19 protein-coding genes, 1 pseudogene, 1 riboswitch and 1 other annotated feature are annotated in these 19,970 nt (G+C 49.0%); of the genes and pseudogenes, 11 read left to right on the top strand and 9 right to left on the bottom strand.

All coding sequences use genetic code 11. The features are described 5' to 3' along the window. Position 1 precedes the first annotated feature (1 nt). From thiW to CLOSA_RS18225, 9 genes are all read right to left on the bottom strand, one after another. The gene (gene thiW / locus CLOSA_RS18265) at positions 2 to 556 is read right to left on the bottom strand and encodes an energy coupling factor transporter S component ThiW (protein ID WP_013274217.1); all 555 of its coding nucleotides are present in this window, start codon (positions 554 to 556) and stop codon (positions 2 to 4) included. 57 nt (positions 557 to 613) lie between these two features. After that, entirely contained in the window at positions 614 to 1,921 is a 1,308-nt protein-coding gene (gene thiC / locus CLOSA_RS18260) for a phosphomethylpyrimidine synthase ThiC (protein WP_013274216.1), read from the bottom strand. Between the two features lie 127 nt (positions 1,922 to 2,048). Beyond that, positions 2,049 to 2,156: riboswitch (TPP riboswitch) on the bottom strand. A 50-nt stretch (positions 2,157 to 2,206) separates the two neighbouring features. Next, positions 2,207 to 2,980, bottom strand: a complete 774-nt coding sequence (trpA, locus tag CLOSA_RS18255) for a tryptophan synthase subunit alpha (RefSeq protein WP_013274215.1) — start codon at positions 2,978 to 2,980, stop codon at positions 2,207 to 2,209. Then, positions 2,973 to 4,157 (bottom strand): tryptophan synthase subunit beta, encoded by a 1,185-nt coding sequence (gene trpB / locus CLOSA_RS18250; protein ID WP_013274214.1) that lies wholly within the window; start codon positions 4,155 to 4,157, stop codon positions 2,973 to 2,975. Before trpB ends, trpA begins: the two co-directional genes overlap by 8 nt. Next, entirely contained in the window at positions 4,103 to 4,786 is a 684-nt protein-coding gene (locus CLOSA_RS18245) for a phosphoribosylanthranilate isomerase (RefSeq protein WP_013274213.1), read from the bottom strand. The genes trpB and CLOSA_RS18245 overlap by 55 nt, the downstream gene beginning before the upstream one ends. After that, positions 4,783 to 5,577 carry an indole-3-glycerol phosphate synthase TrpC gene (gene trpC / locus CLOSA_RS18240; protein ID WP_013274212.1) on the bottom strand — a complete coding sequence of 265 codons (795 nt, stop codon included), beginning with the start codon at positions 5,575 to 5,577 and terminating at the stop codon, positions 4,783 to 4,785. Before trpC ends, CLOSA_RS18245 begins: the two co-directional genes overlap by 4 nt. Further along, positions 5,574 to 6,593 carry an anthranilate phosphoribosyltransferase gene (gene trpD, locus CLOSA_RS18235; protein WP_013274211.1) on the bottom strand — a complete coding sequence of 340 codons (1,020 nt, stop codon included), beginning with the start codon at positions 6,591 to 6,593 and terminating at the stop codon, positions 5,574 to 5,576. Before trpD ends, trpC begins: the two co-directional genes overlap by 4 nt. Further along, positions 6,594 to 7,178, bottom strand: coding sequence for an anthranilate synthase component II (locus tag CLOSA_RS18230; protein ID WP_013274210.1), 585 nt, complete (start codon positions 7,176 to 7,178; stop codon positions 6,594 to 6,596). Further along, positions 7,178 to 8,650: an anthranilate synthase component I family protein gene (locus CLOSA_RS18225; protein WP_013274209.1), complete on the bottom strand. Its 1,473-nt coding sequence runs from the start codon at positions 8,648 to 8,650 to the stop codon at positions 7,178 to 7,180. The genes CLOSA_RS18230 and CLOSA_RS18225 overlap by 1 nt, the downstream gene beginning before the upstream one ends. A gap of 149 nt (positions 8,651 to 8,799) precedes the next feature. Next, positions 8,800 to 9,063 (bottom strand) — a binding site (T-box leader). 321 nt (positions 9,064 to 9,384) lie between these two features. Here CLOSA_RS18225 and CLOSA_RS18215 point away from each other — a divergent pair. The 11 genes and pseudogenes from CLOSA_RS18215 (at position 9,385) to CLOSA_RS18160 (ending at position 19,959) form a co-directional block, all read left to right on the top strand. After that, positions 9,385 to 10,692, top strand: coding sequence for a four-carbon acid sugar kinase family protein (locus CLOSA_RS18215; RefSeq protein ID WP_013274208.1), 1,308 nt, complete (start codon positions 9,385 to 9,387; stop codon positions 10,690 to 10,692). Positions 10,693 to 10,725: 33 nt separating this feature from the next. Beyond that, positions 10,726 to 11,727, top strand: coding sequence for a 4-hydroxythreonine-4-phosphate dehydrogenase PdxA (pdxA, locus tag CLOSA_RS18210; RefSeq protein ID WP_013274207.1), 1,002 nt, complete (start codon positions 10,726 to 10,728; stop codon positions 11,725 to 11,727). A gap of 35 nt (positions 11,728 to 11,762) precedes the next feature. Next, entirely contained in the window at positions 11,763 to 13,163 is a 1,401-nt protein-coding gene (locus CLOSA_RS18205) for a GntP family permease (RefSeq protein ID WP_013274206.1), read from the top strand. A 120-nt stretch (positions 13,164 to 13,283) separates the two neighbouring features. Next, complete coding sequence (locus CLOSA_RS18200) at positions 13,284 to 14,051, top strand: DeoR/GlpR family DNA-binding transcription regulator (RefSeq protein ID WP_013274205.1); 768 nt, start codon at positions 13,284 to 13,286, stop codon at positions 14,049 to 14,051. Between the two features lie 74 nt (positions 14,052 to 14,125). Next, positions 14,126 to 14,920, top strand: a complete 795-nt coding sequence (gene proC / locus CLOSA_RS18195) for a pyrroline-5-carboxylate reductase (RefSeq protein ID WP_013274204.1) — start codon at positions 14,126 to 14,128, stop codon at positions 14,918 to 14,920. A 100-nt stretch (positions 14,921 to 15,020) separates the two neighbouring features. After that, the gene (locus tag CLOSA_RS18190) at positions 15,021 to 15,569 is read left to right on the top strand and encodes an NUDIX hydrolase (RefSeq protein WP_013274203.1); all 549 of its coding nucleotides are present in this window, start codon (positions 15,021 to 15,023) and stop codon (positions 15,567 to 15,569) included. A 77-nt stretch (positions 15,570 to 15,646) separates the two neighbouring features. Then, a complete protein-coding gene (locus CLOSA_RS18185; protein WP_157669038.1) occupies positions 15,647 to 16,252 on the top strand; it encodes a stage II sporulation protein M in 606 nt (201 codons plus the stop codon). A 216-nt stretch (positions 16,253 to 16,468) separates the two neighbouring features. After that, positions 16,469 to 17,356, top strand: coding sequence for a site-specific tyrosine recombinase/integron integrase (gene xerA, locus CLOSA_RS18180; RefSeq protein WP_013274201.1), 888 nt, complete (start codon positions 16,469 to 16,471; stop codon positions 17,354 to 17,356). 38 nt (positions 17,357 to 17,394) lie between these two features. Further along, positions 17,395 to 17,919, top strand: a complete 525-nt coding sequence (locus tag CLOSA_RS18175) for an adenine phosphoribosyltransferase (RefSeq protein WP_013274200.1) — start codon at positions 17,395 to 17,397, stop codon at positions 17,917 to 17,919. A gap of 147 nt (positions 17,920 to 18,066) precedes the next feature. Beyond that, a pseudogene (locus tag CLOSA_RS23725) lies at positions 18,067 to 18,301 on the top strand (NAD(P)-dependent oxidoreductase); the annotation flags it as partial. A gap of 461 nt (positions 18,302 to 18,762) precedes the next feature. Further along, positions 18,763 to 19,959 carry a YibE/F family protein gene (locus CLOSA_RS18160; protein ID WP_157669037.1) on the top strand — a complete coding sequence of 399 codons (1,197 nt, stop codon included), beginning with the start codon at positions 18,763 to 18,765 and terminating at the stop codon, positions 19,957 to 19,959. Positions 19,960 to 19,970 lie beyond the last annotated feature (11 nt).

The following is a 19,970-nucleotide window of genomic DNA, read 5'->3' as shown; positions in this document are numbered from 1 at the left end:
CCTATTCGTTGATCAGCCGTTCAAAATAGGAGAACAGGCCAAGGCGGCGCAGCATTGCCAGTAAGACCGCAGCCAGTATGGTTCCAGCCAGGGTGCTCATGAAAAACGGAGCGACAAAGAAAAAAACGGCAACATCTTTTCCCATGAGAAGGGCTGCCACCGGATAGCAGAGCAGCCCTCCGATGAGCCCTGTCCCAATCACTTCCCCAAGATAAGCCGGCAAAAGCTTCCTGGTTTTTTGAAACAGACAGGCCCCGAGAAATGCACCTGCCATGCTTCCGGGAAAGGCCAGCAGGCTTCCGGTCCCCATAAGATTCCGTATAAGAGAAGCAGAGAAAGCCATGGAAACGCCGTAGACAGGTCCTAAGAACACTCCTGCCAGGACATTAGCCAGATGCTGTATTGGAAAGCATTTAGACGCACCCACCGGAATGGAAAAGCCGGAGAGGGCTACCGTAAGGGCTGTCAGCATTCCGCTGACCACCAGCTTTTTCACCCGTACCCTGGAGGCATCAGAAGAATTGCTGCAAATAGTAGGTGATATTCGATCATTCATGAAAATTCCTCCTGTATATGTAATTTTAAATTTTCACAATCCATAATCCATAATCCATCATTCATCATAGATATTAACAATTTCCCCGTCCAAAATCCGGTTCATATTTTTCATGGCGCAGAAATTGCCGCACATGGAGCAGGTATCTTCTTTTTCCGGTTTTGATGCTGCCCGGTAGCGTCTGGCTTTTTCCGGGTCAATGGATAACTGGAACATGGCTTCCCAATCCAGCCGTTTTCTGGCGTCACTCATCTTATGATCCCACTCCCTGGCGCCCCTGATGCCTTTGGCAATATCAGCCGCATGGGCAGCAATCCGGGCGGCAACGATTCCTTCTTTCACATCAGCCCCATCCGGCAGCTTCAAATGCTCTGCAGGGGTCACATAGCAGAGAAATGCCGCTCCGGCAGCCGCCGCCACCGCTCCTCCGATGGCAGCGGTGATATGGTCATATCCCGGCGCAATATCTGTGACAAGCGGTCCCAGAACATAAAAAGGAGCACCCTTGCAGATGGTCTGCTGTATTTTCATATTAGCGGCTATCTGATCCAAGGGCATATGGCCGGGGCCTTCAATAATTACCTGTACATTTTTCTCCCATGCCCTTTTTGTCAGTTCCCCAAGAGTCACCAGCTCCTCAATCTGGGAAATATCGGAAGCATCTTCAATGCATCCCGGCCGGCAGGCATCTCCCAGGCTTAAGGTGACGTCATGCTTCTGACAGATTTCCAGAATGCGGTCATAATGCTCATAAAAGGGATTTTCCTCCCCGGTCATCTCCATCCAGGCAAAGATGATGGACCCACCTCTTGAAACAATGTTCGTCAGCCGTTTGGCTTCCTTGAACCGTCTGGCCGTCTGCTTATTGATTCCAACGTGAATGGTCATAAAGTCCACCCCGTCTTCCGCATGCATTTCCACGATCCGTATCCATTCCTCGGCGGTGATTTCCCGAAGGGGCTTGTGATAATAAACCACAGCATCGTAGATCGGAACCGTGCCAATCATAGCCGGACATTCCCCTGTCAGCTTTCTGCGGAATCTCCGGGTATCGCCAAAGGAGCTTAAATCCATAATGGATTCTGCCCCCATAAGGACCGCATCTTTTACTTTTTTAAGCTCCATGTCCAGGTCATTTAAATCCCTGGAAGTTCCCAGATTCACATTGATCTTTGTTTTCAGCATGGAGCCGATCCCGCTGGGCTTTAAACAGGTGTGGTTCTTGTTGGCAGGTATGGCGGCTTTTCCTTCCGCCACCAGCTCCCGCAGCTTATCCGGCTCCCATTGTTCCTGCCCGGCGACTGCCATCAGTTCCTTTGTCAGAATGCCTTTTCTAGCGGCATCCATTTGTGTGGTATAATTCATTTTTTTCCTCCTTTTGATTGACACGGGTGAAACATACAAAGGGTATTTCCCTTCGTGAACGGAGGGATTGCAAGGGCTTTTGGAAAAGAAAAAGAGCCCATACCAACAGGTATAGGCTCGGAAATATACAATCATCCCATATAAATCCCTACGTTGGCATTACCCAAATCAGGTTATAAAGGTCGAAGTTGATGACTTCCTCTCAGCCCGCCTACGAGCTCCCTCTTGTGGCACTAGTGTAGCATTCCCCTTTCTTCTTGTCAAGGAAAACATCCGTACCCGGCTTCAGCCGGTGATGGCAGCTTTCATTTCCCTAACATAATCGCAGACCGGAACAACACAGTCCTTTCCATATTTTGCTGCGATTTTCACAATGGCACTTCCCACAATAACGCCGTCTGCGTATTTGCTCATTTCCCTTGCCTGATCCGGCGTGGAGATGCCAAAGCCAATGGCGCAGGGAATATCCTTTGTCTCCTTTACCAGGGCGACCATTTCCCTAATGTCCGTGTTGATTTCTGTTCTCACCCCGGTCACGCCCATGGAGGAGACACAGTAGATAAATCCTTCCGATGCTGATGCAATGGCCTGTATGCGCTCCTTTGAAGTGGGGGCTATGAGGGAAATCAGTTCCACCCCGTATTTCCTGCAGAAGGGAAGCAGTTCCTCCCGTTCCTCAAAGGGCATATCCGGCACGATCAGGGCATCAATGCCGCTTTCTGCCGCATTTTTTATAAACCTCTCGCTTCCATAGACGAAAACAGGGTTGATATAAGTCATAAAAGCCAGAGGAACATCGGTTTTTTGACGTATCCGCTTTACAGAATCAAAAAGTTTATCTGTGGTAACTCCGGAAGCCAAAGCCCGCATATCCGCTTCCTGGATCACGATCCCCTCTGCAATGGGATCAGAAAAGGGAATTCCAAGCTCAATGAGATCCGCTCCGGCCTGTGCCATGGCAGGAACCAGTTCTTCCGTGATGGAAAGGTCCGGATCCCCTGCCGTAATAAATGGGATAAATGCCTTTCCCTTTGAAAATACTTCGCTTACTCTACTCATAGATTTCTACCCCCTTGTAACGGGCGATGGCTGCCACATCCTTGTCGCCCCGCCCGGATAAATTGATGACTATGATACTGTCCTTTCCCATGGAAGGTGCGATCTTTCTGGCATAGGCGACCGCATGGGCGCTTTCAATGGCCGGAATGATCCCTTCCAGACGGGATAAGTATTCAAAGGCTTCCACAGCCTCCTGGTCCGTAACAGAGACGTAGGCAGCTCTTCCCGAATCATGGAGTGCTGCGTGCTCCGGCCCGATGCCCGGATAGTCAAGTCCTGCGGAAATGGAGAATACAGGGGCGATCTGGCCGTATTCATCCTGGCAGAAATAGGACTTCATGCCGTGGAAGATTCCAAGAGAGCCTGTGGTAATGGTAGCCGCGTGCTTTCCTGTTTCAATGCCGTGCCCTGCGGCCTCGCAGCCCACCAGCTTTACGGAAGGTTCATTTACAAACTCATGGAAGATTCCCATGGCATTGCTTCCTCCGCCCACGCAGGCGATCACCATGTCAGGAAGCTTTCCTTCCGCTTCCTTTAGCTGTGTACGGACCTCCTTGCCGATGATGCTCTGAAAATCCCTTACAATGGTGGGAAAGGGATGAGGTCCCATGACAGAGCCTAAGACATAATGGGTGTCAGCCACCCGGCTGGTCCATTCCCTCATAGTCTCATTGACTGCATCCTTTAAGGTCTGGGTACCGCTTGTTACTGTGTGAACCTTTGTACCTAAAAGCTCCATACGGAATACGTTTAAGGCCTGACGGTCCGTATCCTCCTTTCCCATGAAGACCTCACATTCCATTCCCATGAGAGCGGCAGCAGTAGCGGTGGCAACTCCGTGCTGCCCGGCCCCTGTTTCAGCGATGACCCGGGTCTTCCCCATTTTTTTTGCAAGAAGGACCTGGCCCAGGGCGTTGTTGATTTTGTGGGAGCCGGTGTGGTTGAGATCCTCCCTTTTTAAATAGATTTTTGCTCCGCCTAAATCCTTTGTCATACGTTCAGCATAGTAGAGCAGAGATGGCCTTCCGGTATATTGATTGTGAAGGTCCTGAAGCTCTGCGAGAAACTCCTGGTCATGGCGGTACTTCTCATAAGCCTCTTCCAGCTCATTGACTGCATTCATCAGCGTTTCCGGGACAAACTGTCCTCCGTGCTGTCCAAACTTTCCTTTTGACATGGCTGTTCACTCCTTATTATTTGTATGATTTCTTTTATTTTTGACTGGTCTTTTTTGCCCTCCGTTTCTACGGAGCTGCTTAGATCCAGGCAAAAGGCTTCTGTTTTCATGGCCTGTTTTATGTTTGAGGCACCGATGCCGCCGGCCAGGAAAAAGGGTTTTTTTATGTCCGGTATCATGGACCAGTCAAAGGTCTTTCCGCTGCCGCCGTAAAGGCCTTTGGTATAAGTATCAAAAAGCAGGAAATCTGCGGGAAGGTCCTCAGCCTCCCTCATATCCTGTACCTGCCGGACCCTTATGGCTTTTATGACAGGAACATTCCGGGCCAGGCGGTTTTTTAATTCAAGGATGTATTTCCGGTCTTCATCCCCGTGAAGCTGGATAAGATCTATGGTTTTATTCTCCGACAGGGCCAGGATTTCCTCTATGGGGCTGTTTACAAAAACCCCCACTGCCGGTATCTCCGGCAGCAGCAGCTTCTTTAGCTCCCTGGCCTCCTGCCCGGTAAGGCAGCGTTTGCCTGGAGCGAATACAAAGCCTGCGTAGTCCGGCTTCCAGCGGTTCACCGCCAGGATATCTTCCCTTCGGATCAGCCCGCATAGTTTAATCCGTGTTCCTTTGGCATTCATTGGGACGCCCTCTTTAACCCGTTTATGATTTCCTTCTTATCCGGGGAGCGCATCAGGCTTTCCCCGATCAGAACCCCATGAACCCCTGCCTCCCGCAGAAGCCGGATATCTGCTTCTGTTTTAATTCCGCTTTCTGCCACGAAAAGCACTTCAGAGGGGACCATGCTCCTTAAACGGAGGGAATTGTTAAAATCCACCTCAAAGGTTTTTAAATTCCGGTTATTCACTCCAATGATCCTGGCTCCTGCCCATAGGGCAGAATGGATCTCATCTTCGTCATGGGCCTCCACAAGGGCGCTTAAACCAAGGCTGCTGCACAGCTCGATTCCTTCTTTCAGAGCCTTTGGATCCAGGAGGGCACAGATCAGAAGAACCGCCGATGCGCCTATGACCTTTGCCTCGTAGATCTGGTAGGGATCTACTGTAAAATCCTTTCTGAGAAGGGGGAGATCCACTTCATGGCTGATCCCGGTCAGATAGCTGTTGTTTCCCAGAAAGTATTCCGGTTCCGTGAGGACGGAAATGGCATCCGCCCCAGCCGCCTGGAAATCCTTTGCGATTTCCACATAGGGGAATTCAGGAGCAATAAGGCCCTTGGAAGGAGAAGCCCGCTTTACTTCACAGATAAAGGAAATGCCTGGAGAAGACAGGCTTTGCTCAAAGGAGAGACCTTTTATCTTTGTTTTTTCCAAAGCGGAACAGGCCAGCTTCTCCATGGTTTTCATAGAGATTTTTTCTTTTGCCGCCTCCACCCGTTTTCTGGAGGAGTCAGCCAGTACATCAAGTATCATAAAACCACCTCATTGGTCACTTTCACAAATTCCTCCAGCTTATCGGCGGCCTTTCCTGAATCTATGAGGAAGGCCGCTTTTTCCATGCATTGGGAAATGGTGCAGTCATCAATTCCCAGGTACAGGCTTAAGGCAGCGTTTAAGAGGACAATATCCCTTTTTGGCCCATGGAGCCTTCCATTTAAGATATCCCTGGTGATACGGGCATTTTCTTCCGGAGTGCCGCCGGCAAGCGATGAAAGGCTGCTCCGATTTAAGGAAAACTGCTCCGGTGTAATCTCATAGGGAGTCAGCGTTCCGAAGCGGATTTCGCATACATGGCTGGGGCCTGTGACAGTCGCCTCATCAAGTCCGTCATCTCCGCAGACCACCAGTCCCCGCTTAACCCCCAGATTACTTAATACCTGGGCCAGGGGCTCCACCAGCTTTCTGTCGTATACCCCTAAAAGCTGCATGGTAGCTCCTGCAGGATTGGAGAGAGGACCAAGGATATTAAATATGGTCCGGACTCCAAGCTCTTTCCGTACCGGTCCGGCGTACTTCATGGAGGAATGGTATGCCTGGGCAAAGAGGAAGCACATGCCTGTTTTCTTTAAGATCTCCCCGGATTGCTCGGCTGTAAGGTTTAAATTCACCCCCAGGTGTTCCAGCACATCGGCAGCACCGCTTTTGCTGGAAACACTGCGGTTGCCGTGCTTTGCCACAGGAACCCCTCCTGAGGCAACCACAAATGCGGTGGTGGTGGAAATGTTAAAGGTACCTGCCTCGTCGCCTCCTGTGCCTACAATATCAATGACCGGAAAGTCCGGTTCCAGCCTTATGGCCTTTTCCCGCATGACCGTGGCACAGGCGGTAATCTCGTCAATGGTTTCCCCTTTCATCCGAAGCCCTGTTAAAAATGCAGCCATTTGGGCTGGGGTGGTTTCTCCGCTCATGATCTCGTTCATGACCTCTTTTGCGGCCTCAAAGCTTAGATCCTGCCCTGAGATTACTTCATGGATCGCCTGCTGAATCATTTACTCCGCCTCCTTTCTGTGAATGGATAAGAAATTTTTAAGAATGGTCTTTCCCTGGGGGGTCAGGATGGATTCCGGATGGAACTGAAGCCCGTAAAGAGAATATTCCTTATGCTTTACTGCCATGACCTCCCCCATGTCATCGGATCCGATAACCATCAGACAATCGGGGAGAGTATCCTTTGCTGCAATAAGAGAGTGATACCTGGCTGCCAGAATCTGTTCCGGAAGCCCATGAAAGATAGGATCGGAACCATTGATGGTAAGAAGGCTCTGCTTTCCGTGCATCAGCTTCTTTGCATGGATGATTTCTGCTCCGAATACCTCGCAGATTCCCTGGTGTCCCAGACATACCCCAAGGATGGGGACTGTTCCGGAAAGCTTCCTGACCACGTCCTCGCATACGCCGGCGTTCTTTGGGTAGCCGGGACCCGGGGAGAGGATGATATGGCTGGGAGAGAGGTCCCTGATTTCTTCTGCGGTCATCTCATCGTTTCGTATGACCCTGATATCAGGATGTAAGCCGCCGGACATCTGGACTAAGTTGTAGGAAAAGCTGTCATAATTATCGATCAATAGAATCATCAGTCATTTACCTCCCCAGCAGTTTCAATGGCCCGGATCACGGCCCTTGCCTTGTTTTCCGATTCTTCGTATTCCCGCTCCGGAACGCTGTCGGCCACGATGCCGCCGCCTGCCTGAACGGATACCGTTCCCTGGCTCTTTACCGCCATGCGTATGGCAATACAGGTATCCATGTTTCCGGTGAAATCAATGTAGCCCAGGGCTCCTCCGTATATGCCCCTTGGCTCTGTTTCCAGCTCTTCGATGATCTCGCAGGCCCGGATCTTTGGCGCTCCGGAAAGGGTACCAGCCGGAAGCACTGCCTCTATGGCATGAAAGGCATCCCGGTCAGGAGTGATATCCGCCTCCACCTGGGAGCAGATGTGCATGATCCTGGAATAACGGTGGATCATTTTGTATTCTGTCACCTCTACGGTGGAAAACTCAGCGATTTTCCCCAAATCATTTCGTCCTAAATCCACCAGCATGTTGTGCTCCGCCAGCTCTTTTTCATCCTCCAGAAGCTCTTTGGAAAGCCTGTTGTCCTCCTCCTCATCTCTGCCTCTTGGTCTGGAGCCTGCCACAGGAAACGTGGTGAGACGTCCGTTTTTTAAACGGACCAGTGTTTCCGGGGAGGTGCTTATGATTTCTAAGTCATCCATGTGCAGATAAACCATGTAGGGGGAGGGATTGGTGGTCCTCAGCACCCGGTAGGCGTTAAGAAGACTATCATGGTAATCGCTTGTAAACTGCCTGGAGAGCACTGCCTGGAAAATGTCCCCATCTACGATATACTCCTTTGCCCGCTCCACCATGGAGCAGAATTCCTCCTTGGTCACGTTGCAGCGGAAACCGGGACGGCTGGTAACGGCAGATTTTTTTAGGGGAGTAGTTTCTCCGATCAAGGCAGCCATGCTTTCCAGCCTTACGCAGGCTTTCCCGTAGTTTTCCATGATCAGGTCGGTTTTCATATTGACCACAAGGCTGATTTTCTGCTTCAGATGGTCGTAAGCAATCACCGTATCAAACAGCATTAAGTCAAAATCATTGCAGGCCCCTTTTTTTATGGACAGGACCGGCTCTGCATAGCCGATCATACCGTAAGCAAAATAACCTACAAAGCCTCCGGTAAAGGGAGGAAGCCCGGGAAGCTTCGGAGAACGGTACTCCTTTAAGATATCCCGCAGCACATCATAAGGCTTTAAGGTGCGGACCAGCTGGTCGGCTTGTGCCTGGCCGTAATGATGTACCCTTACTGCGTGGTCTTTTAAAGTGACTCTTAGGACCGGGTCATAACCAAGGAAGGAGTAGCGGCCCCATTTCTCGCCGCCCTCAATGCTTTCCAGCAGATAATAACGGCTGCTTTTGGCTGCGATTTTTCGCAGCAGGGTTATGGGTGTGACAATGTCTGCAAAGATTTCTTTGCAGACCGGGATAACAGGATAGGAAGCAGCAAGGGCTTCGATTTCCTTACAGTCCGGCGTAATGTTCATGGTTTATTACGCTCCTTTCTCAGTTGTTTTCCTATGTCTCAATGCCTGATGGCAGGCCGGATATCCCATAGCAGCCGGGAGAGTTCTGACTCTTTGCAAATATGCAGAAATAAAAAAGGCCTTCGTCCCTCCTCCATACTGCTATGGATAAGAGGGACGAAAGCCTGAAAGTTCCGGTTCCGTGGTACCACCCTGATTGGAGAAGATAGACTTCTCCCGCTTAACAGCACACCAACATGTGCCTCCCCTTGATAACGGATAGGAAACCCGTCGACACCTACTTCCGAAATGAATCCGGTTTCAAGCCGCCCTCGCAGGTCCATTCAGATCAGACATCAACGCTTCCTCCCACCGACCGGAAGCTCTCTGTGCATGATGGAAAGATCTTACTTACTCCTGCTCATCAGTTTATTATTTTGATTTGTTACAGTATATGAGATTAAAATTAAAATGTCAATAGTGAAATTAATTTTTTCCGGCGGACAAGGGAAAGATTGTTTGTGATGGATCGCTGGAAGATGATTCAGGAAAAGCTGCTGTAACAGGAACAAATTAAAACACATGGAATAAATTTGACAAAAATTAAAAGATTGTAAAAAGGATATTGACAATATCAAACAAACAATGTAAGATTTAGAACATAAACGAACACAAGTAACGAACATAAACAAACATCGCATGTCCTGTCCGGTATGTTTCCATGCAGGAACCGATGGAAAGAAGGGAGAGGAACTATGCCTCAATGCATTGTGGTAGCAGATGATCTGACCGGGGCAAATGCCACCGGAGTCCTGCTTAAGAAAATGAATTACCGGACCTATACCGTGATGAATTCGGAACGCCTGAACCTATCGATGTTCGACCAGTGCGACTGCATCATGTATCCGACAGACAGCAGAGGAGTAAGCAGCGAAACCGCTTACAACCGGGTATATAATGTGACCAACCTTTTGAAAAACCAGGAGGTCAAGGTATATGCTAAGCGCATTGACAGCACATTAAGGGGCAATGTAGGGAGTGAGACGGATGCTCTTTTAGATGCATTGGGACCGGATTATATTGCCATCTGTGCTCCTTGTTTTCCGGCCTCAGGAAGGGTCGTCATCGGTGGGTATATGATGGTAAATGGGCTTCCCCTCCACAAGACAGAGGCCGCCCTGGATCCTAAAACTCCTGTGTCTACATCGGATGTAAAGAATATTTTTGAAGCCCAGAGCAGGTACAAAGTAGGAAGCATCCAGATGAATGATATGATGGATGGAAAGCATGCCTTGGCAGACAGGATCAGGGAGTGTGTAACGGCTGGGTGCAGGATCATCGTCATGGACTGTGTGACCCAGGAGGACCTGGACTTAATTGCAGATGCGGCCATTACAAGCAAAATCAAATTTGCTGCAGTGGATCCCGGAGTGTTTACCTCCACCGTAGCCAGAAAGCAGATTGTCCCTCCAAACAAGGAAAAGAAAAACAAGATACTGGCTGTGGTGGGAAGCGTGAATCCGGTAACCAGGAAGCAGATGGAAGCGCTGTGGCTGACCCAGCGCACCGCCCATAACATTTTTATTTCCGCAGAAAGATTCCTGGAAGGAGAAGATTGCAGGGAAGAGGAGATCCGGCGCGCAGTCAATGAGGTGCTGGAAGCCGGTAAATCCTATGATATCCTGACGGTTACGGGAGATGGGATTTATCCGGAAAACAGGGTCGATTTTAAGAAATTCGAAGCTGGTTTTTCCGGCGGGGTGGATGAGATGACCAGGCTGATCTGCGACTCCTTTGCAGAAATCACCCGCAGGATATTTATCAATAACAGCAGTTTTCAGGGAATCTACAGCAGCGGAGGAGACATTACGGTAGCCATCTGCCAGAAGTTTCACACTGCAGGTTTATGCCTGCTTGATGAGGTCCTTCCCCTTGCTGCCTATGGGACATTTTTAAAGGGTGATTTTGAAGGGGTGTCCATCATAACAAAGGGAGGGATGGTAGGAGAGCCGGATGCAGCCAACCGGTGCATTACTTACCTGAAGGAAAAGCTATTTATGTAAACCACTTAAAATTCAGAAATGGAGGAAATAAACATGAGCAAACCATTAATCGTAATTCCCATAGGAGATCCGGCGGGCATTGGCCCGGAAATTGTGGCAAAGGCACTGGCTGAGCCAAGAGTTTTTGAGGCGGCCAGGTGCGTTGCAGTAGGAGACAGAAAGGTTATGGAACAGGCTGTCAGGATCACAGGGACGGATTTAAAAATCAAAACGGTAAAGGCGCCGGAGGAAGGAGTGTTTGAGGAAGGGATACTGAACCTCATGGACCTGGATAATATGGACATGAACCGGTTTGCCTTCGGAGAGGTCAGCGGGATGTGCGGCAGGGCTGCCTATGAATACATCGAGGAAAGCGTCAGGCTGGCAAACGAAGGCAGGGCAGATGCAGTAGCAACCACCCCCATAAACAAAGAAGCATTAAAGGCAGCAGGAATATCCTTTATCGGCCACACGGAAATATTCAGCGCCCTGACGGAAACAGAGGATCCTCTCACCATGTTTGAGACCAATGGACTGAGAGTGTTTTTTCTTACCAGGCATGTTTCCTTAAGGAAAATGCTAGATATGGTAACCAAGGAAAGGATCAAGGACTATGTGAAGCGCTGCCTGGAGGCCTTGAAGCGGCTGGGAGTTGAAGAGGGGACAATGGCCGTTGCCGGACTGAATCCTCATTGCGGGGAGCATGGCCTGTTCGGTGACGAAGAGGTGAAGGAAATCATTCCTGCCGTATTGGAGCTTCAGGAAGAAGGCTACCCGGTAACAGGTCCCATCGGAGCGGATTCTGTGTTCCATCAGGCCGCTCAGGGACGGTTTAACAGTGTGCTTTCCCTGTATCATGACCAGGGGCATATTGCCACAAAGACTTTGGATTTTGACCGCACCATTGCCATTACCAATGGGATGCCCATTCTGCGCACCTCGGTGGACCATGGCACGGCCTTTGACATAGCCGGGACAGGAAAGGCAGCGGCTGTCAGCATGATCGAGGCCATTTTACTTGCAGCAAAGTATTCCCCCCGCTTTAAAAAAGCGTAACAGGGGCAGTGAAAAATTAGGAGGAGGGTTTCTTTATGGTAGGAGGACTTAGCGGCGAAAGAATGATGATTGCTCTTTGCATCGGCATCGTGATTCTCATATTTCTTGTACTGAAAACAAAGATTCATGCGTTTCTTGCCCTGATCATGGCGGCGGTCATGATCGGTGTGATAGGAGGCATGCCCCTTGTAAACACCACTCTGGAAAACGGCAAGACCTTTGGCATTGTTAATTCCATAACCACCGGATTCGGGGGAACGCTTGGAAACATCGGAATTATCATCGGTTTTGGGGTAATGATGGGGCAGATCTTTGAGCGGACCGGGGCAGCCAGGCGTATGGCCCAGACGTTTTTAAAGCTTTTTGGGAAAAAGAGGGAGGAGGAAGCTTTGGCCCTTACGGGATTTCTGGTTTCCATTCCCATTTTCTGCGACTCTGGGTTTGTGATCCTGGCTCCTATAGCAAAGGCCATATCTAAAGTGACGAAAAAATCAGTGATTTCCCTTGGTGTGGCTTTGGCAGCCGGACTTGTGATCACTCATACCCTTGTACCTCCCACACCCGGTCCGTTGGGCGTATGCGGGATCTTTGGGGTGGATGTGGGAAAATTCATTCTTTATGGCATTGTTATTGCCATCCCTATGGCCATAGCATGTACGCTTTATGCAAGAAGGATCGGAAGGAAGATTTACCAGATTCCTGACGATAAGGAGGGGTTTGTTCGCCTTCCCTATCAGGAGCCGGATTATTCCCAGGACTTTTCCGTTGGATTAGAAAATCTGCCCTCCGCCATGGAATCTTTTGCTCCTCTGTTCCTTCCCATTATCCTGATCCTGATCAGCACGGTTTCCAATGCTTTGGGTAAGACCTCCGGATTTATGAAGGTGTTCCAGTTCCTGGGCAGCCCCATTGTAGCGGTAGGGATCGGACTGGTGCTTGCCATTTTCACCCTGGGAAGAAACTTAACCAGAGAAGAGGCCATAAAGGAAATGGAAAAAGGCATGGCATCTGCCGGGATCATCATGCTGGTAACAGGCGGCGGCGGTGCCCTTGGGCAGATCATCAAGGACAGCGGACTTGGAACTTATATGGCGGAAGTCCTTGCTGGCGCTTCGGTTCCCATCATCATCCTGCCGTTCCTTATTTCCACTGCCATGCGCTTTATTCAGGGATCCGGTACGGTTGCCATGACTACGGCTGCCAGCATTTCCGCCCCAATCATCCTGGCTGCAGGTGTAAACCCCATCCTTGGGGCTTTGGCCTGCTGCGTTGGCTCTCTGTTCTTCAGCTACTTTAATGACAGCTATTTCTGGGTGGTAAACCGGACCCTGGGAGTTGGAGAAGTAAAAGATCAGATCGCCACTTATTCTATTACCTCCACCATAGCATGGGCTGTGGGATTTGTTGAAGTTTTAATATTGAGTATTTTCCTGTAATCATTTATGATATACGTAAGGGATATCAGACAGGAAACAGATTCCCTGGCGCCGGAGTTTCCGGCGGCAGGGATTTTTATAATGAAACAGGTACAGGCTTTGCGGCAGGAGGAGGGGCTTATGATGATGGCGGAAAGACAGATTAAGATTCTGAACATGATACAAGAAGATGGGAGCGTCCAGGTTGAGGAACTGGCAAAGGAGCTTGACGTCAGCCCCATGACCATACGCAGGGATTTGGAAAAGCTTCAGAAAGAAGGGTTGATCGAACGCTGCCATGGTGGCGCGGTCAGCAAGACAGAAGTGGCTTATGCGGATAAAAGTGTGAAAAACCATGGGGAAAAAGAACGGATCGCAGAAAAAAGCGTGGAATTTATCAGGGAAGGGACTACCGTGTATCTGGATGCAGGTACCACCACTTATGAGATCGCCAAGCGGATCATGGATATGGAAAATATGACGGTCATCACCAATGATCTGGAGATCGCCCTGCTGATGAAGAACAGCAAGGCAGAGCTGATCCTGTGCGGCGGTTATGTCCAGAAGTCCACAGGCAGTACCCTGGGTTATTACACCACCCAGATGATAGCGGATTTCCGGTTTGATACGGGATTTTTCGGTGCAGCCGCCATAAGCGGAGAGTTTCATGTGCTGACACCTACCATGGATAAGGCATTTTTAAAGCGCCAGCTTGTAAAGCAGTGCCGGCAGTCGTTCCTTACGGTGGATGATTCGAAATTCAACCGGCAGGGGATGAACCGGATCAACTGCCTGGCCGATTATACAGGGATTATCACGGACCATGAATTTAAGGAACCGGAAAAGGCTGTCCTGCGAAAGCAGGGGGTAAGGATCATTTCTGTCAATCAGGAGATTTCCCGGGATTGACACATGAAAAAAAATGGTGCTAGAATGGTGCTGACCGGATGCAGAAATTCCAGACAGAAACAGGAGGAAGGATTATGGCGGAAATAGGGATCATAGGAATGGGAAATATGGGCTATGCCATATTGAAAGGGCTGTTAAAGACATATGGAAAGGAAGACGTAATTTTTACCGATGTGAACAGGGATCGGTGCAGGCTGATTACAGAAGAACTGGGAGTGGCCCATGGCGAAAGCAATCCATGGTGTGCGGGACAGGCAAAATACGTGGTACTGGCTGTGAAGCCCCAGTATTTTGATCCTGTGCTGTCGGATATCCGTGATAAAGTGACGGAAAACCATGTGATCATTTCCATTGCGCCTGGGATCACAACCGCCCAGCTAAAGGAAAGGCTGGGAGATGAAAAGCGTGTGGTCCGCGCCATGCCCAACACTCCCGCCCTTCTTGGAGAGGGGATGACGGGAGTCTGCTATGAAGAGAAGGCATTTAACCAGGAAGAAAAGGAGACCATCAGAAACATTTTCAGTTCCCTGGGAAGAATGCGGCTGGTGGAAGAGCGTCTTATGAATGCAGTGGTTTGTGTAAGCGGAAGCTCTCCTGCCTATGTTTACATGTTTATTGAGGCTCTGGCAGACGGTGCGGTGAAATACGGCCTGCCCAGGGAGGCCGCCTATGAGATGGCTGCCCAGACAGTTCTCGGCAGCGCCAGGATGGTCCTGGAAACCGGGGAGCATCCCGGAGTCTTAAAGGATCGGGTTTGCTCTCCGGGAGGGACCACCATTGAGGGAGTGTCGGCCCTTGAGGAATCTGGATTTCGCAGTGCGGTCATAAAAGCGGCAGATGCCTGCTATAAAAAGTGTGGGAAACTATAATAGAATAAATGCAAGAGAGTGAATGAGCCGGCTTATCATAGCGAAGGCTGAATGCTGATCATAAACCTCAGGTTCATGATCAATACACGGAGGTAAAATCATGGAACAGAAACCTGTAAAACGTCTTAACAGAGAATTAAAGTACAAAGGAAATATTCTGGATATATATGAGGATACGGTGGATGCCAACGGTCATCTGGCCCACTGGGATTTTATCCACCATAAGGGGGCTGCAGCAGTGGTTCCTGTGACAAAAAGCGGTAAGATTCTCATGGTGCGTCAGTACCGCAATGCCTTGGACCGGTATACCCTGGAGATCCCGGCCGGAGCCCTTGACAGTCCGGAAGAGCCAAAGATTGACTGTGCCCACAGGGAGCTGGAGGAAGAAACCGGCTTTAAGACAGACAAAGAAAAGCTGGAGTATTTGATCAGCATCAACACAACAGTGGCATTCTGTGATGAGGCCATCGATATTTTTGTTGCAAGAGAATTAGAGCCTTCCAAACAGAACCTGGATGAGGACGAATACATTGAGGTGGAGGAATGGGAGTTAAGTGATCTGGAACAGAAAATATACCGGGGAGAGATCACCGACGGTAAAACCATTGCTGCGATTCTGGCTTACGGCAGAAAATACGGAGGAAAGTAAGGCGGCCTTTTGGAGAATAAATGTCCCTTTGCAGGCATAAGGTAAAAAAAGATAATAGACCTGCAGGGGGATTTTTTATGGCCAGTTTCATTCGTACGCTTGGATTCCGTTTTATGAGAAGACAGGGCCCAAGGGCAATGTACGCTTCTCTGGAGCGGAACTTCAAGGCAGAGGACCGTTGCATTCTTTGCTTTTTTGCCGGGCTGGTTGCCGGGACACTCCTGGCTAATTTCTGGTACCCGTCGTTTATGGAGGAAGCCGTATATTATCTGGGCCTTTTGGACAGAAATGTAAACCTGAATCAGGGAGAGCGGCTGCAGCTTTTTTATCAGGTATTAAGACAGCGGGGGATAGAAGTGGGGATCGCATGGCTCATCGGCCTGACCGCCTATGCAATTCCGCTGTTCTGCCTGCTGACAGCAGGGATCGGTTTTTCCATGGGATTTGTTCTTTCCGTCATCACCGTCCAAAAGGGACTTATGGGCCTTCCTGTGTTTCTCATGACCATCATGCCCCAGGGGTTTTGCTATCTTCCCTTATGGAGCATTCTTCTTTTGTGGGGGATGCAAAAGGGACGGCAGTTCCGGGTCCCGGCCTTTTTGCTGCTTTTAATCCTGGCAGCTCTTGGGAGCGCCTGCGAAGCCTGGCTCAACCCTTTTTTTCTAAAAATGGTTCTTTCCTAGAGAAAATATTAAAAAAAATAATCGGTCCATTTCCCCATATCTTGCGAAAAAAGATCAAGCATTACCAATATCTTGTACATGTTATGTAAAGTAATCCCAAAATGTTAGAATGGTGGGAAAAATGTGTTTGATTTTATCGAAAATAGTCTATATAATGTTAGGAAGAAGCCTCATTTTTAGGGCATTTTTGAAGCCGGAAGGTCGGGGGATATGGAGATGGTAGCAGAGATTAATGATTTTATCATTTATTTAAGGGAGATAAAAAAAACATCAAAAAATACAGAGGTATCTTATCAGAGGGATTTGATGCAGTTGGCTTCCTTTTTAGAGCAGCAGGGGATCCGTGAGGTGGACAAGGTGACAAAGACCAGTCTTACTTCCTACATCCTGCATCTGGAGAAGGAAGGGAAGGCTACCACTACCATTTCACGCTGTCTGGCTTCCATGAAAGCGTTTTTTCATTTTGAATGCAAGGAAGGGAGAATCCAGAAGGATCCGGCGGAGTTATTAAAGGCGCCTAAGGTGGAGAAAAAGGCGCCTACTATTTTGACGGTGGATGAGGTAAACAGCCTTTTGAGCCAGCCGGGCGGGGAAACTCCAAAGGAGCTTCGGGACCGGGCCATGCTGGAGCTGCTTTATGCAACCGGCATCCGGGTGTCTGAGCTCATCCATTTAAAAAAAACCGACGTGAATCTGTCCATCGGATATATCACCTGCCGGGATGAACACAAGGAACGCATGGTTCCTTTTGGAAAGGTGGCCAAGCTTGCACTTTCGGCTTACATGGAACGGGGCCGGGTGTATTTTCTCCGGGATCAGGAGTCCCCGTGGCTGTTTACCAACTGTAACGGAAAATCCATGAGCCGCCAGGGATTCTGGAAGATCATAAAATTTTATGGGGATAAGGCCGGGATCAAGGCAGACATTACGCCTCACACCCTGCGCCACTCCTTTGCGGCCCATCTGCTCCGCAATGGAGCGGACATCCATGCAGTACAGGCCATGCTGGGCCATTCCGACATGGCTACCACCCAGATGTATATGAACTATACCCAGGGGGAAGACCTGCGCCGATCCTATACAGGTGCCCATCCTAGAGGGTGAGAAGCATTTTACAAATTATGACAATACGAGGTATGACGATGAAAAAATTAGAAGAATATGTCACAAGCATTCCGGATTTTCCCGAGGAAGGAATTATATTCCGGGATGTGACAACCATTCTGGAGGACCCGGACGGGCTTTCCATGGCAGTGGATGGAATCCGGGAGATGTTAAAAGGGGTGGAATATGATGCGGTAGTGGGACCGGAGTCAAGAGGCTTTATCTTTGGTGTTCCAGTGGCCTATGCAGAGCACAAGGGGTTTGTTCCCGTGAGAAAGAAAGGCAAGCTTCCAAGAGAGGTCCTGTCTGCTGATTATGAGCTGGAATACGGCACGGCCACCGTTGAGATCCACAAGGATTCCATTAAGCCGGGACAAAAGGTAGTTATCATTGATGATCTGATCGCCACAGGCGGTACCATTGAAGCCATCATTAAACTGATCGAGGAGCTTGGCGGAGAAGTGGTGAAGATCTGCTTTATTATGGAGCTTGCAGGATTAAACGGCAGAGATAAGCTGAAAGGGTATGATGTGGAAGCCGTGATCACCTACGAGGGCAAATAATTATATAAACATAGAATCCGGGATACCGGCGTTGAATATTTTCTTCGCCCTTATCTGCGGATTCTTTTTTGCTTCCGATATATATTTGTCTAAATTTAATTTTTTCTGTACCTGTAGGCTGTCTATTGATTTTATTATTTTGGGTGTATTGATTATCTGGCAAATCCCGATGCCTATGACCTTGAGAGACGGTAGCAATCATCGGTATGGGCAATTCCGCCATGGATGTGGCAAGGACGGTGATCTGCCATGGAGCCATCACAGTGACCCTTTGTGCCAGAGGACAATCCAGCAATGCCGGTGATCATGAAACCGTCTATGCAAGGCTTGACGGGGCGGATTTCCAGTTCGGAAAACTATCGTAGAGATCACGGATGAAGGGCTCCATGACCATGGCTGACTCTTTGAAAACGCTATAACAATAGAGCAAAGGCTGTGAACCTACGGCTGTAACAGCTTGAAATTTTTGCCTTTCAGGTCAGAAATGTCTGATATTTACAGACTTTCTGGCCTGTTTTTTTTATATGGGAATCTTTCAACAGCCGACTGTCAGGTTTGATCACATGTCCACCATATTGAGCCGGTAAAATAAAGCAAAAAGTCTTAAGGTTGCTGCAGAGGCCATTCCATGAAGAAATGGGATTTACACCAAACATTTTTATCCAAAAGGAGTACTGAAGTGGTTGGAACCGGAATAAAATTATACAGAATGCTATTTTTATTATCATCCTTACGGGCGCTGCGTTTTTCGGCATTGCAGCTTAAGTATCATTCAAAATAAACAGGACAAAAGGCGCAGGGGGTATCACTGCAGTGCCTGAATCAGAAAGGCGTATTGTAAAAATGAAAAATCAAAAAAAATTCTGTATAAAACTTATGGCGTCATTTCTTTTTATCCTGGTATATATAGCAATTCTCGTATGGATCAATCAGCCGCTGCCGGGAGAAGTGCCGACAGCGGCAAGCCAGATAAAATTTGCCAGGGCACATGTGACGGAACTCATCCGTGATGAGGGGAAAACAGAAGACTGGACAGAGGGGCTGCGCATAGGAGTGCAGGAAGTCTATCTACAGATCGACAGCGGTGAGGACCGGGGGAAGATATTGCCGGCAGTCAATTATATGAGTGGATACAACAATGTGGACTTAAAAGCAGGCACAAAGGTCATTGTCAGGATGGATATGGATGCCAGTGGACGTTCCTATATTGCCTCCATACCTAATTACAACAGGGGACCTGCATTGCTTGGGCTGACGGTGATATTCCTGCTGTTTTTAGCTGTATTAGGAGGAAAAAAAGGAATAGCCGCTATGCTGGGGCTTGCATTTGCTATGGTGGATATCTGGTTTTTGCTGATTCCCATGATCAGGCATGGAATCAACCCTATATTGTCCTCCATTGTCATAGCTGCTGTCACCACGGCCGTTTCATTGATCCTGTTAAATGGATTATCAAGGAAAACCCTCTGTGCAACCATTGGGTGCGTAGGCGGTGTAGCAATGGCAGGAGCAGCAGCTGCTCTCACGGCGGCGGCTACGCCGATCAACGGTTTTAATATGCCGGAGGCAGAAGAATTAGTGCTCCGTACAGGTGGGACAAGCCTGAATATCAGCGGCCTGCTTATTAGTGCCATACTCATTGCAGCACTTGGAGCAGTTATGGATGTGGCTATGACGATTACATCAGCCGTATTTGAGGTGCATCAGCTGAATCCAGAGCTAAACAGACAAAAACTGATTCGGTCTGGTATAAATATTGGCAGGGATGCCATGGGTACTATGGCTAACACGCTGATATTAGCTTTTGCTGGTTCAGCTCTCAATATGTTGATATTGTTCCGGATCTTTGATTATCCATATTTGCAGATTTTTAACAGTGACATGATGGCGCTGGAAATTATACAGGGGATCTCGGGGTCCATAGGCATTGTAATGACTGTGCCGCTCGTATCGTTCCTAAGTGCGTTTATGTGCACCAGAACGAATGCGGCGGACATGCCGGTGAAGGGAAAGCAAAGAAAAAACAGAAAGAAGTATTGATGATTTTTACT

Source organism: [Clostridium] saccharolyticum WM1, assembly GCF_000144625.1.
GTDB classification, from domain to species: domain Bacteria; phylum Bacillota; class Clostridia; order Lachnospirales; family Lachnospiraceae; genus Lacrimispora; species Lacrimispora saccharolytica.
The sequence above is the reverse complement of the archived record's forward strand: the minus strand, read 5'-3'. Positions and strand labels throughout refer to the sequence as shown.